The sequence below is a fragment of the Pseudomonas sp. ML96 genome, from assembly GCF_000761545.1.
Classification (GTDB): Bacteria; Pseudomonadota; Gammaproteobacteria; order Pseudomonadales; family Pseudomonadaceae; genus Aquipseudomonas.
In genome coordinates this window covers 15,503-29,033 of the sequence record NZ_JPMY01000002.1, presented here as the reverse complement: position 1 = coordinate 29,033, position 13,531 = coordinate 15,503, and the positions used below count along the sequence as shown (strand labels likewise).

10 protein-coding genes are annotated in these 13,531 nt (G+C 66.9%); 5 read left to right on the top strand and 5 right to left on the bottom strand.

The genetic code is table 11. From position 1 onward, the window contains the following. Positions 1-143 precede the first annotated feature (143 nt). Both IP89_RS00380 and IP89_RS00375 read left to right on the top strand, forming a co-directional pair. Positions 144-3,896 (top strand): PAS domain S-box protein, encoded by a 3,753-nt coding sequence (locus tag IP89_RS00380; protein ID WP_043306910.1) that lies wholly within the window; start codon positions 144-146, stop codon positions 3,894-3,896. 14 nt (positions 3,897-3,910) lie between these two features. After that, the gene (locus IP89_RS00375) at positions 3,911-6,061 is read left to right on the top strand and encodes a bifunctional diguanylate cyclase/phosphodiesterase (RefSeq protein ID WP_043306909.1); all 2,151 of its coding nucleotides are present in this window, start codon (positions 3,911-3,913) and stop codon (positions 6,059-6,061) included. Between the two features lie 4 nt (positions 6,062-6,065). Here IP89_RS00375 and IP89_RS00370 read toward each other — a convergent pair whose 3' ends face one another. From IP89_RS00370 to IP89_RS22865, 4 genes are all read right to left on the bottom strand, one after another. Further along, entirely contained in the window at positions 6,066-6,974 is a 909-nt protein-coding gene (locus IP89_RS00370) for an acyltransferase (protein WP_043306908.1), read from the bottom strand. A gap of 294 nt (positions 6,975-7,268) precedes the next feature. Beyond that, positions 7,269-9,368: a phosphate acetyltransferase gene (gene pta, locus IP89_RS00365; protein ID WP_043306907.1), complete on the bottom strand. Its 2,100-nt coding sequence runs from the start codon at positions 9,366-9,368 to the stop codon at positions 7,269-7,271. Positions 9,369-9,397: 29 nt separating this feature from the next. Next, positions 9,398-10,585 (bottom strand): acetate kinase, encoded by a 1,188-nt coding sequence (locus IP89_RS00360; protein ID WP_043306906.1) that lies wholly within the window; start codon positions 10,583-10,585, stop codon positions 9,398-9,400. 2 nt (positions 10,586-10,587) lie between these two features. After that, entirely contained in the window at positions 10,588-10,911 is a 324-nt protein-coding gene (locus IP89_RS22865; protein ID WP_081963133.1) for a DUF3565 domain-containing protein, read from the bottom strand. Here IP89_RS22865 and IP89_RS00350 point away from each other — a divergent pair. The 3 genes from IP89_RS00350 (at position 10,880) to IP89_RS00340 (ending at position 12,812) form a co-directional block, all read left to right on the top strand. Beyond that, a complete protein-coding gene (locus IP89_RS00350; RefSeq protein ID WP_043306904.1) occupies positions 10,880-11,365 on the top strand; it encodes a peptidylprolyl isomerase in 486 nt (161 codons plus the stop codon). The genes IP89_RS22865 and IP89_RS00350 overlap by 32 nt on opposite strands. Positions 11,366-11,493: 128 nt before the next feature. Beyond that, positions 11,494-11,976, top strand: a complete 483-nt coding sequence (locus IP89_RS00345; RefSeq protein WP_043306903.1) for a glutathione peroxidase — start codon at positions 11,494-11,496, stop codon at positions 11,974-11,976. A 98-nt stretch (positions 11,977-12,074) separates the two neighbouring features. Further along, positions 12,075-12,812 carry a nitroreductase family protein gene (locus IP89_RS00340; RefSeq protein ID WP_043306902.1) on the top strand — a complete coding sequence of 246 codons (738 nt, stop codon included), beginning with the start codon at positions 12,075-12,077 and terminating at the stop codon, positions 12,810-12,812. A gap of 13 nt (positions 12,813-12,825) precedes the next feature. On the opposite strand, the gene IP89_RS00335 is transcribed toward IP89_RS00340, so the two are convergent. Next, positions 12,826-13,521: a class I SAM-dependent methyltransferase gene (locus IP89_RS00335; protein WP_043306901.1), complete on the bottom strand. Its 696-nt coding sequence runs from the start codon at positions 13,519-13,521 to the stop codon at positions 12,826-12,828. Between the last annotated feature and the right edge of the window lie 10 nt (positions 13,522-13,531).

The following is a 13,531-nucleotide window of genomic DNA, read 5'->3' as shown; positions in this document are numbered from 1 at the left end:
TGATGGCCAAGTGCCGTCTGTCGTGTGGAGAGACCCTGGAAAAAACCTGACTACACTCCCAGTTGACGCGCGGAGCGCTGCGCGTGAGTCGCCACGTCTCGGGGGAGCCCGGCACGCGTGCCGGCGAAGGAACAGGAGACCCCATGGACGACGCCGCTCCCATCCTCCTCAATCGCAAATCCTGGATGCCTCTGCTGGTCAGCCTGCTCCTGCTGGGCGGGCTGGGCTCGCTGGTGTTCTGGCAATGGCGCACGGTGGAGGCCGGAGCCCGGCAGGCCCAGGAGCAACGCTTCGAGCAGGCCGTCGACGGGGTGGAGTTCAGCGTGCGCGAGCGCATGCGCGCCTACGAGATGGTGCTGCGCGGCATGGCTGGGCTGATGGCCGGCAGCACCGAGGTATCCGACGAGGAATGGCAGCGCGCCACCGACCAGCTGCAGCTGCAGGAGCAGTACCCCGGCATTCAGGCGCTGGCCTGGAGTCGCTACCTGGCTCCGGCCGAACTGCAACCCTTCGTCGATGAAGTGCGCGCCAGCGGCCGCGCGGACTTTCAGACCTATCCCACTGGTGAGCGCGAAAGCTACCTGATAGTCGACTTCGTCAACCCGCTGGATTGGCGCAACCGCCGCGTGCTGGGCTTTGACATGTTCAGCGAGGCCACCCGCCGCGCCGCCATCGTCAGCGCGCGTGACAGCGGCGAGGCGGTGCTCACCGGCCCGCTGCGCCTCAAGCAGGAAACCGAGAAGGACGTGCAGGCCGGCATGCTCCTGTACCTGCCGGTGTTCCGCCAGAACGCACCGATCGCCACCGCCGAGGAGCGCCGCGCGGCCTTGCTCGGTATGGTCTCCGGCTCCTTCCGCCTGGCCGACCTGATGCACGGCATTCTCGGCAGTGGCGCGAGCCAGTTCGCGGTGGAGCTGATCGACCAGGCCGACACCGGCCACCCACTGCTGGGCAGGAACAGCGCGCAATCCCATAGCCCACGTTTCCGCGCCCAGCGCACGTTGAATATCTATGGCCGCGACTGGTTGCTGAATGTCGGCAGCACCGCGACCTATGAAGCCAACCAGGGCAACGCCGGCCTGCCGGTCAGCCTCGGTACCGGCCTGCTGGCGACCCTGCTGTTGGCGCTGCTGGTGGGGGGATTCCTGTTCCTGCGCGAGCGCACTCTGGCTGACAGCGAGCGGCAGAGCAAGCAGCTGCGTGAGAGCGAGGGGCGCTTCCGTCTGGTGGTGGAGGCTTCGCCTAACGCCATCGTGCTGGTCGACCAGGCGGGTAGGGTGGCCATGGTCAATCGCCAGGCCGAGATGCTGTTCGGCTACGAGCGCAGCGAGCTGCTCGGCCACCCGGTCGAACGATTGCTGCCGGAGTCGCTGCGTCATGTGCATGTGGGCATGCGCCAGGCTTTTCACCAGGCGCCCGAACAGCGCCGCATGGGCGGCAGCCGCGAGCTGTTCGGTCAACACCGCGACGGTCGCATGATCCCGCTGGAGGTTGGCCTGGCGCCGATTCGCGCCGGCGAGGAACTGCTGGTGCAGGCGGTGATCATCGACATCAGCGAGCGCAAGGCGGCGGATGAGCGTTTCCGCCTGGTGGTCGAGGCCTCGCCCAATGCCATCGTGCTGATCGACGGCAATGGCCGCCTGAGCATGGTCAACCGGCAGACCGAGCAGATGTTCGGCTACAGCCGCGACGAGATGCTCGGCCAGCCGGTGGAGATGCTGCTGCCCGAGGCTACCCGCGAGCGCCATCCGGCGCTGCGCGATGGCTTCATCAAGGACCCGTCGCCGCGGCGCATGGGCGGCAATCGCGAGCTGTTCGGCCAGCACCGTGATGGCCATCTGATCCCGCTGGAGGTGGGTCTGTCACCGCTGCGCAGCGGCGACGATCGCCTGGTACAGGCGGTGATCATCGACATCAGCGAGCGCAAGGCTGCCGAGCAGCGCCTGCGCGAGCAGGCCGAGCAACTGGCGCTGGCCAACCGCTACAAGTCGGAGTTCCTCGCCAACATGTCGCACGAGCTGCGCACGCCGCTCAACAGCATCCTGATCCTCAGCGAGCAGCTGCGCCACAACCTGGCCGGCAACCTCAGCGAGAAGCAGGTCAAGCACGCAGACATCATCTACAAGGCCGGCAACGACCTGCTGCAGCTGATCAACGACGTGCTCGACCTGGCCAAGATTGAGGCCGGCCGCGTACAGCTCAAGCTGGAGCCACTGAATATCCAGGACCTGCTGGTGGAGCTGGATTCCAGTCTGCGGCCGATGGCCGAGATCAAGGGCCTGCGCCTGATCACGCACATGGAGCCGGGCGTGGCGCGGGTGATCCACAGCGACCGTGGGCGTCTGCAGCAGATCCTGCGCAACCTGCTGTCCAACGCCCTCAAGTTCACCGAGTACGGCGAGGTGGAGCTGTCCATCGGCCATTCGCCGGTGTCGCTGGATGCCGACCGCGAGACCCTGCAGTTCGTGGTGCGCGACAGCGGCATCGGCATCGACCCGGCGCAGCATGAACGTATCTTCCAGGCCTTCCAGCAGATCGACGGCTCTACCAGCCGGCGCTTCGGTGGTACCGGCCTGGGCCTGGCCATTACCCGCCAGTTGGTCGAAGTGTTGGGCGGGCAGATCAGTCTGGAAAGCACACCGGGGCAAGGCTCGCGCTTCATCGTGCGGCTGCCGGTGACGGCGCTGCAGGCCCAGGCCAAGGACGACGAGGCGGCCGATGCCCCGCCGCAACGCAGTGGTGCGGGACCGGCCGTGCTGATCGTCGAGGACGATCTCAACTTCGCCGCGGTGATCGCCGAGGAAGCACTGGCCCATGGCTTCGCCAGCGTGCACTGCCGCAACGGCAAGCAGGCCATTGCCCTGCTGCACAGCGAGCGCTTCGTCGCGGTAGTGCTGGATATTCTCCTGCCGGACATCAGCGGCTGGCAGATCTACCGACGCCTGCGCAGCCTGCTGCCGCATCGCGACGTGCCGGTGCACATCGTCTCCTGCGTGCCGCAGCCACAGGACTGGCAGAGCGAGGGCACGCGCTACCTGGTCAAACCGATTGCCCGCGAAGACCTGGAGCTGGTGTTCCAGGACATCGGCGTCGGCAGCATGCCCAGGCGCAGCCTGCTGCTGGTGGAGGACGTCGAGGTGGAGCGCGAGCACTACCGCCAGCACCTGAGCCAGATGGGCTTCACCGTCACCGCCCTGGGCACCGCCGAGGAAGCCCGCCAGGCCTATGCGGCCAAGTCCTTCGATGCGCTGGTGATCGACCTCAACCTGCCCGACCAGGATGGCTTCGACCTGCTCGAAGCCATGCATCGTGTGCGTCCGCTGCACGGCAGCCAGGTGGTGATCAACACCGGCCTGGACATCACCCGCCAGGACCTGCAGCGCCTGCGCCGCTACTCGGCGGTGGCGGTGCGCAAGCACGGTGAGGATTTCGCCCCGCTCAGTATCGCGCTGCAGCGTTTTCTCGCCGGTGTGCGCGAGCCGCAGGCCGACAGCTCCGAGCTGAATGGCAAGCGCGTGCTGCTGGTGGATGACGACATTCGCAACATCTACGCGATGACCGCCCTGCTGGACGAGATCGGCCTGGCGGTGGTGCCGGCCAAGGATGGCGAGGAAGCCCTGGAAGTGTTCGCCCGCGAGCCCTTCGACCTGGTGCTGATGGACATGGCCATGCCCAACATGGACGGCTATACCGCCACGCGCATCCTCAAGGGCGAGCGCGAGTGCCTGGTGCCGATCATCGCCCTGACCGCCCATGCGATGAAGGGCGACCGGGAGAAGTGCATCACCGCCGGCTGCGATGACTACCTGGCCAAACCGGTAGCTCGCCAGGAGCTGCTGGAGATGCTGCATCGCTGGTTGGCGCTGCCGGAGCAGCAGCGCCGGGCGCAGGGTTGAGGGAGGAGGGCCAGATGGCGCAGCCGCAGCGCAAGATGGAGAGCAACGGGCAGATTCTGCTGGTGGTCGACGACCGTGAGGAGAACCTGGTGGCCATGGAGGCCCTGCTCGACAACGGCGAATGGAACGTGCGCACGGTCAACTCCGGCGAGGCGGCGCTGCGCTGCATGATGGACGAGGACGTCGGCCTGGTCCTGCTCGACGTGCAGATGCCGCACATGGATGGCTTCGAGGTGGCCCGCCTGATGCGCGGCAGCCCGCACACCCGGCACACGCCGATCATCTTCCTCTCCGCCATCGCTCATACCGAGGAATCGGTGCTGCGCGGCTACGCCATCGGTGCGATGGACTTCATCCTCAAACCGTTCGATCCCACGGTGCTCAAGCACAAGATCGGCACCCTGCTGGAGCAGGAGCGCCATCGCCATGAGCTGCTGCAGCTGACCCAGCAGCTGGATCGCGAACGGGCCTTCAACGCCTCGGTGCTGGACAACGCCTCCGAGGGCATCCTGGTGATCGACCAGGACGGCATCATCCGTTTCGCCAACCCGGCCATGGCGCAGATGCTCCATGGTGCGGTGGAGGATTTGCAGGGCAGTGCGCTGCTGTCGCACCTGCGCTCGCCTGAGATGCCGGAGGAATGGCAGCAGAGCGAGTTCTACCAGCACTGGCGCAAGGGCCAGACCTACCGCTTGCACGACGCTGTGCTGAGCACCCTGGACGGCGCGCTGATGCCGGCGGCACTGTCCTGTTCGCCACTGCCGCAATACCAGAATTCCATGGTGCTGATCGCCCTGGACATGTCGGTGGTGCGCAACCTGCACGCCCAGCTCGAATCCCAGGCGGTCACCGATGCGCTGACCGGGCTGTACAACCGCCGCGGCTTCTACCAGGCGCTGGAGACGGCGCTGTCGCGGGTCGACCGCAACGGCAAGCGCATGGCCGTGCTCTATCTGGACCTGGATGGTTTCAAGCGCATCAACGACTCGCTCGGCCACGATGCCGGTGACCAGATCCTGCGCAAGGTCGGCGAGCAGCTGAAGCACTGCCTGCGGCCTTACGACATAGTCGCGCGCATGGGCGGCGATGAGTTCACCGCGCTGCTCGATACTCTCGACCATCCCGAAGATGCGGCGCGGGTGGCGGAGAAGCTGATCGAACTGGTGTCGGTGCGGCACAAGCTGGACGGCATCGAGTTCACCCTGGGCGCCAGCATCGGCATCGCCTGCTATCCGGAGTGCGGGACCTCGGTGGACGGCCTGCTGCGCTCTGCCGACATGGCCATGTACGAGGCCAAGCGCGCCGGGCGCCAGCAGTACCGCTTCTTCTCGCCGGAGATGAACGGCCGCGCGCGCTCGCGACTGATGCTCGAGGAGAGCCTGCGCAATGCCATCGAGAAGGACGATTTCGTGCTGGTCTACCAGCCGCAGATCGACCTCGCCAGCGGCCGCCTGCGTGGCTTCGAGGCGCTGCTGCGCTGGGAACACCGGGTGGCCGGCACCATCTCGCCCGGCGTGTTCATTCCGCTGCTGGAGGAGACGCGCCTGATCAATCGCCTGGGCGACTGGATCTTCAACCAGGGCATCCGCCAGTGCCGGGCCTGGCAGCCGCAGTTTGGCGAGCAGCTGCTGCTCAGCCTCAACGTCAGCCCGGTGCAGTTTGGTACGCCGCAACTGGTGGAGGACCTGCGCCGGGTGCTGGAGGCGCACGGGCTGAACCCGGCGCAGCTGGAAGTGGAGGTGACCGAGGGCGCGCTGATGCAGGACCTCGACAACACCCGCGAGCAGCTACGCCAGTTGCGTGCGCTGGGCGTGCGCATCGCCATCGATGATTTTGGTACCGGCTATTCGTCGCTGGCTTACCTGCGTCACTTCGAGCTGGACACGCTGAAGATCGATCGCCTGTTCGTGGCCAACATGCTGGATTCGCCGAAGGATGCGGCGATCGTCAGCACCATCATCGACCTCGGCCATCACCTGGGCCTGGAGGTGATCGCCGAAGGCGTGGAAACCCTGGAGCAGCGCGACTGGCTGATCGCCCATCGTTGCACCACCATGCAGGGCTTCCTGGTGGCGCCGGGGTTGTCCACCGCGCGGGCCGGCAACTTCCCGCAGCGCCTGGACTGGAGCACCTGGCGGCCCGACGAGCCGCCGCGGGTGCTCTGAACCTCTAGCTACGCCCCGGATACTGCTGGTGCAGCTGCTCCAGCTGGGCGTCCTTGGCTTCCCACAGCTGGTTGACCCACTGCTGGAAGCGCAGGCGGTATTCCTCGTCCTGGTCGTAGTTGCGACCGATGAACTCGGCGGGAATGGCCAGCTTGTCGAAGCGCACCACCACCTCGCCGACATTGCCGGAGAGCAGGTCCCAGAAGCCAGGATTACCGCCCGGATAGTGGATGGTGACGTTGACGATGGCATCCAGCTGTTCGCCCATTGCGTCCAGTACGAAGGCGATGCCGCCGGCCTTGGGCTTGAGCAGGTACTTGAACGGCGAGTTCTGCTGAGCGTGTTTCTGCGGGGTCAGGCGGGTGCCTTCGAGGAAGTTGAACACCGACACCGGATTGCTCTTGTAGCGCGCACAGGCCTTGCGCGTGGTGGCCAGGTCCTGGCCGCGCTTCTCCGGGTACTTGGCCAGGTATTCCTTGCTGTAGCGCTTCATGAACGGGAACTCGAGCGCCCACCAGCACAGGCCGATCACCGGCACCCAGATCAGCTCCTGCTTGAGGAAGAACTTGAGCAGCGGCATGCGGCGGTTGAGCAGGTATTGCAGCACCAGGATGTCCACCCAGCTCTGGTGATTGCTGGTGACCAGGTAGGAGTGGCGCATGTCCAGGCCCTGGATGCCCTCGACGTCCCACTGGGTGTCGCGCACCAGGCGCATCCAGAACTTGTTGAAGCCGATCCAGAACTCGGCGATGCCGTGCATCACGAAGCGCAATCCGCGCTGAATCGGCGGGATCGGCAGCAGCAGCTTGAGCAGGGCTACGGCGAACAGCGGCCAGCAGCAGATCAGGGTGTTGAGGGCCAGCAGCAGGGCGCTGATGACGCCACGCAGCGGGGCAGGCAGAAAATGCAGCATGGGCTCGAAAGGCTCCTGGTCTGGGGGCTTTCTCTGCGCCCCGTACGGTCGAGATACCTGCAGCACTCCCTGCGGCAAGTCGGTCCGGCGCCAAGGTTAACGCTTGTACACTGAACGGCAAGTGCTGGTGCTGACCGCTGGGTCGCTCCAGGCAAGCGTCGCCATCCGCGCCGGGCGCGCGAATTCTAGCTCACAGACTGTGGCGGATGTCGCCTCGCAGGTGGCTTTTCCCTTGGCTGATATGCCGCTCTGAGGCCCACGCCAGGTAGCGCGGGCCTCGGTGCTGCGGTGCGCTCAACCCTTGGCCGCAGCCTGGATCGCAGTGAGGGCGATGGTGTAGACGATGTCGTCCACCAGCGCGCCGCGCGACAGGTCGTTCACCGGCTTGCGCAGGCCCTGCAGCATGGGGCCGACGCTGACGCAGTCGGCGCTGCGCTGCACGGCCTTGTAGGTGGTGTTGCCGGTGTTCAGGTCGGGGAACACGAACACCGTGGCGCGGCCGGCCACCGGGCTGTTCGGCGCCTTCTGCCGGCCGACGCTGGCGATGGCCGCGGCGTCGTACTGCAGCGGGCCGTCGATCAGCAGGGCCGGGTTGGCCTCGCGCGCCAGGCGGGTGGCCTCGCGCACCTTGTCCACCTCGGCGCCACTGCCGGAGTCGCCGGTGGAGTAGCTGATCATCGCCACCCGCGCCGGCACGCCGAAGGCTTCGGCGGAGGCGGCGCTCTGCTGGGCGATCTCGGCCAGTTCGGTGGCATTGGGGTCCGGGTTCACCGCGCAGTCGCCATACACCAGCACCTGGTCCGGCAGGAGCATGAAGAACACCGAGGACACCAGCTTGTAGCCGGGCGCCGTCTTGATCAGCTGCAGGGCCGGGCGGATGGTGTTGGCGGTGGTGTGGATGGCGCCGGAGACCAGGCCGTCGACCTCGTCCAGCGCCAGCATCATGGTGCCCAGCACCACGCTGTCTTCCAGCTGGGCGAGGGCCATGGGCTCGTTGAGGCCCTTGCCCTTGCGCAGCTCGACCATGGGCGCGACGTAGCGCTCGCGGATCACCTCCGGGGCGAGGATTTCCAGCCCCGGCGGCAGCTCGATGCCCTGGGCCTTGGCCACGTTGAACACGTCATCCGGTTTGGCCAGCAGCACGCAGCGGGCGATGCCGCGCGCCTGGCAGATGGCCGCGGCCTGCACGGTGCGCGGCTCGCTGCCTTCGGGCAGGACGATGCGCTTGTTCGCCGCCTGGGCGCGGCGCACCAGCTGGTAGCGGAACGCCGGCGGCGACAGGCGCAGCTCGCGCGGGGTACCGCAGCGCTGCTTGAGCCAGTCCAGATCGATGTGCCCGGCGACGAACTCGGTGACCTTCTCCGCGCGTTCGCGGTCGTCCACCGGGATTTCCTTGTTCATGCGGTTGAGGTTGGTCGCCGTGTCGTAGGAGCCGGTGCTCACCGTCAGCACCGGCAGGCCGCCCTGGAGGGCGCCGCGGCATAGTTCGAGGATGCGCTCGTCCGGCGGGAAGTCGCTGCACAGCAGCAGGCCGGCCAGCGGCACGCCGTTCATGGCAGCCAGGCTGGCGGCCATGATGATGTCGTCACGGTCGCCGGGGGTGACCACCAGAACGCCGGGCTTGAGCAGCTGCACGGTGTTGGGCACGGCGCGGGCGCACAGCACGATGTTCTGTACCCGACGCTGTTCGTAGTCGCCGGCGTTGAGGATCTGCGCGCCGAGCAGATCGGCCACGTCACGGGTACGCGGTGCGTTCAGTTCGTCCTGCCAGGGGATGCAGCCGAGCACGCGGAAGTCGCCACTGCGCAGCAGCGGCGAGAGCTGGCTGAGGCCCTCGGTGAAGGCTTCCACGCCCTCGGGATGGCGCACCTTGTTGAGGATCACGCCGATCACCTTGGGATCGCGCGGGCCGCCGAACAGCTGGGCCTGGATCTCGATGCGGTCGGACAGCTCGGTGAGTTTCTCCGGCTCCTCGCCCTCGGGTGCCGAGACCAGGATGATCTCGGCGTCCAGGCTCTTGGCCAGGTGCACGTTGACCCGCGCCGCGTAGCTGGCATGCCGGGTCGGCACCATGCCCTCGACGATCAGCACGTCCATGCCCTGGGCTGCCTGCTGGTGCAGGCTGACGATCTCTTCCAGCAGCTCGTCGAGATGGCCGTCGCCGAGCATGCGCTCGACCTGGGTCAGCGGCAGCGAGCGCGGTGGCAGCAGGCCGTGGGTACGCGCGATCAGTTCGCTGGAGCGCTCCGGGCCGGCATCGCCGGGATGCGGCTGGGCGATCGGCTTGAAGAAGCCGACCTTCAGCCCGGCGCGCTGCAGGGCGCGGACCAGGCCGAGGCTGATGGAGGTGAGGCCGACGCCGAAGCCGGTGGGCGCGATGAAGAAGGTATGCATGGGCGTTCCTTGGTTCTTGCCGATCACTGTCAGGCGGTGAGCAGGGCCAGGGTGTCGAGGGCGATCTGCCGTTCCTCGTTGGTCGGCACCACCAGCACCCGTGGGTGGCCGTGGGCCTGGATGGCGCCGGCGACGCCGCGGATGCAGCGGGCGTTGGCCTCCTTGTCGAGGGCGAGATTGAACAGCTTGAGGTGCGCCACCGTCTTGCTGCGGATCAATGGCGAGTTCTCGCCGATGCCGCCAGTGAAGATCAGCCCGTCGAGCTGGGGCAGGGCGCAGCTCATGGAGGCCAGCGACTTGGCCAGGCGATAGCAGAACACCTCGATGGCCAGGGTTGCGCCGGGGTGGCCCTGTTCGCGCGCCTGCTCCAGGCTGCGCATGTCGTTGGACAGGCCGGACAGGCCGAGCAGGCCGCTGTCCTTGTTCAGCATGCTGTCGATCTGTTCCAGGCTCCAGCCCAGGGTGCGGGCCAGGTGGCCGTGCAGATTGGGGTCGACATCGCCACTGCGGGTGCCCATCACCAGGCCTTCCAGCGGAGTCAGGCCCATGCTGGTGTCGCGGCTCTGGCCGTCGACGATGGCGCAGGTGGAGCTGCCGTTGCCCAGGTGCGCGGACAGCCAGCTGCTGTCGCCGCTGGACAGCCCGGCCATCTCCGCCGCGCGGCGGCTGACATAGCGGTGGCTGGTGCCGTGGAAGCCATAGCGGCGCACGCCGTGCTCGCGGTACAGGTGCTCCGGCACCGCATAGCGGTAGGCGTGCTCGGGCAGGCTCTGGTGGAAGGCAGTGTCGAACACTGCCACCTGGGTCAGATTGGGGAACAGCTTGAGCGCCGCCTCGATGCCCTGCAGGTTGGCCGGGTTGTGCAGCGGCGCCAGTGGCGCGGTGGCTCGGATTGCCTGCAGGCTGTGGGCGTCGATGCGGCAGGCGGCGGTGAACTGCTCGCCGCCATGCACCACGCGATGGCCGATGCCGTGCAGCTTGCCACCGGCGGCGCCCTGCACCAGCGGTAGCAGTTGATGCAGCGCGGCGCGGTGGTCGCCGTTGGGCAGCATCAGGCTGTCCTTCTCGCCTCCGCGCTGCCAGTGCAGCACCGCATCCGGGCTGCCCAGGCGCTCGGCCAGGCCGCTCAGGGTGAACTGCGAATGGGCCTCGTTGACCAGGGCGAACTTGATCGACGAACTGCCACAGTTGATGACCAGGATATTGCGTGCCGGCATGACTATTCCTTATCCACGTGCTCTACCCGTTCGGCGGCGCACCAGCCACAGGCGAAAGGCTGGCCCAGGTGGCGCTGACGCTGCTCGGGGTCGGTGACCCAGGCTCGATTCTGCCACGGTGGTTGGTGGCGCAGGTGCTGCGTATGGCCGCAGGACAGGTCCGCCACCCAGTGGCCGTCCTCGTCCTGGTGGAAACCCAGCAGCCGGGCCCGTCCGTCAGTGCTGCGGTCGCTTTCGGCAGGCGTGACGGTTAGACTTGGCACCTTTCCATTCTCTTGCAAAGGTTGTCCCTCCATGCAGATCGCCGCCAACAAGGCCGTGTCCATCGACTATACCCTGACCAACGATGCCGGTGAGGTGATCGACAGCTCCGCCGGCGGCGCCCCGCTGGTGTACCTGCACGGTGCAGGCAACATCATCGTCGGTCTGGAAAAGGCCCTGGAAGGCAAGCAGGCCGGTGACGAGCTGAGCGTAGCCATCGAGCCGACCGAAGCCTACGGCGAATACAGCGCCGAGCTGGTTGCCACCCTGAACCGCAGCATGTTCGAAGGCGTCGACGAACTGGCCGTTGGCATGCAGTTCCACGCTTCCGGTCCGGACGGCGGCATGCAGATCGTCACCATCCGCGACATCGACGGCGACGACGTGATCGTCGACGGCAACCACCCGCTGGCCGGCCAGCGCCTGAACTTCCAGGTCAAGGTTGTCAGCGTGCGTGAAGCCAACGCCGAAGAGATCGCCCATGGTCACATCCATGGCGAAGGCGGCCACCATCACTGATCTGTGATCTGGCCGAGCAATACGACTTATGGTCGTTCCAAGCTCGGCCCCGGCTGCTAAGCTCAGCTAACCGAAAAGGCGCCCACGGGCGCCTTTTTTGTCCGCTATGGATACTCAAGGAGTCTGTCATGAGTGCCTTTCATGATCTCAATCTGCGTGCGCTGGATGGCCAGGAACTGCCATTGGCGCCCTACAAGGGCCAGATAGTGCTGGTGGTCAACGTGGCCTCCAAGTGTGGCCTGACCCCGCAATATGCCGGGCTGGAGAAGCTGCAGCAGGAGTACCAGGGGCGCGGCTTCACCGTGCTCGGCCTGCCGTGCAACCAGTTCGCCGGCCAGGAGCCGGGTAGCGAGGATGAGATCCGCGAATTCTGCAGCCTCAACTACGGGGTGACCTTCCCGCTGGGCAGCAAGCTGGAGGTCAACGGCCCCGGCCGCCACCCGCTGTATCGCCTGCTGGCGGGCGAGGGCGCCGAGTTCCCCGGTGACATCACCTGGAACTTCGAGAAGTTTCTCGTCGGCCGCGACGGCCGCGTGCTGGCGCGCTTCTCGCCGCGCACCACGCCGGACGATCCGGCGCTGCTCCAGGCCATCGAAAGCGCACTGGGCTGAGCGGCCTATTGCGCCAATTGCCAGGCCGTTCCCGGCCGCTGACTTGCCCCCTCGCGCTGGCGGTTGCCTAATCCCAGGCAAGCGCCGAGGAGGCCACCATGACCAGCTTCGCCCCCGATGATCTCAGCCCCACGGCTTCGCCTGCCGCGCTACGCGCGCTGATCGAAAGCCGCCGTTCGGTGCGCCGTTTCAGCGCTGAGCCGGTACCGGATGCGGTGATCCGCGACTGCCTGGAACTGGCCGTGCTCGCGCCCAACTCCTGCAACCTGCAGCCCTGGAGCTTCCAGGTGATCCGCGATCCGGCATTGTTGGCGCGCCTGCACCCGGTGTGCATGAGCCAGAACGCCGCCAAGGCTCCGCTGCTGATCGCCGTGCTGGCGCGCCCGGATACCTGGAAGCAGGCCTGCGCCAACATGGTCGAGTACTGGCCCGAGCCCGAGGTGCCGCAGCGCATCCGCCACTTCTACGCCAAGACCGCACCGTTCCAGTACAACCAGGGCCCGCTGGGCCTGCTCGGCCTGTTCAAGCGCCAGTTGGTACGCCTGGCGGCGCTGCGCAAGCCACTGATGCGCAAGCCCAACAGCCAGGCCGACATGCGCATCTGGGCGGTGAAGTCGACGGCCCTGGCCGCAGAAAACCTGATGCTGGCGTTCCAGAGCCACGGCTACGCGACCTGCCCGATGGAGGGCTTCGATGAGGTGCGCTTGCGCAAGGTGCTGGATATCCCGCGGGCGGCCATCCCGATCATGCTGCTGGCGGTCGGCCGGCAGGGAGAGAAGGGCGTGTACAACCCGCGCCTGCGCTTTCCGCTGGAGCAGCACGTCACCTGGCTCTAGCGCTGTTTGCGGCTCAGGCGCGTCGCGACAGCCAGGCGTGGATCAGTCCGGCCTGGAAGAACGGTACCGGCAGGGCGAAACCACCGGCGGCGATGATCGCGGCTGTGCGCTGCGGCGACAGCACGCCGACATCCCTGGCGTAGGCCTGGCGCATGCGCGCCATGGCCTCCGGCGAAACCTCGGCGGCCGCCATCATGTTCATCCAGGCGGCTAGCAGCACCTCGTATTCGGCCGAGTTCACGTCGGCGGCCAGGTCGGAGCTGGCGAGTAAGCCGCCCGGCTTGAGGCGCTCGGCGATCTCGGCGAAGAAGGCGGAACGTGCCTGCGGCTCGAGAATGAACTGCGAGACTAGAAAGCAGATGGCCGCGTCGTGCGCCTCGGTAGCCGGCAGCGATTCCAGATAGCCCTCGTGGAAATTGCAGCGCGCGGCGAAGCCTTCCTGCACCGCCCGCTGCTGGCAGACCTCGAGCATGGCGGCGGAGGGCTCCACCGCAGTGAAGTGCCAGCCTGGGTTCTGCTGCGCCAGGTGGGCCATCTCCGTACCGGTACCGACGCCGACGCAGAGGATGCGCGCATCGGCCGGTAGCTCGGCGAACAGCGAGTCGACCAGCAGGTGCAGGCAGTGGCGAATCGGCGCCGTCTTCGCCCACTGGCTGTCGTAGTGGGCGGCCTGTTGCTGGAATATCTCCGTGACCTCGTCGCGATGCATGCGGCGCTCC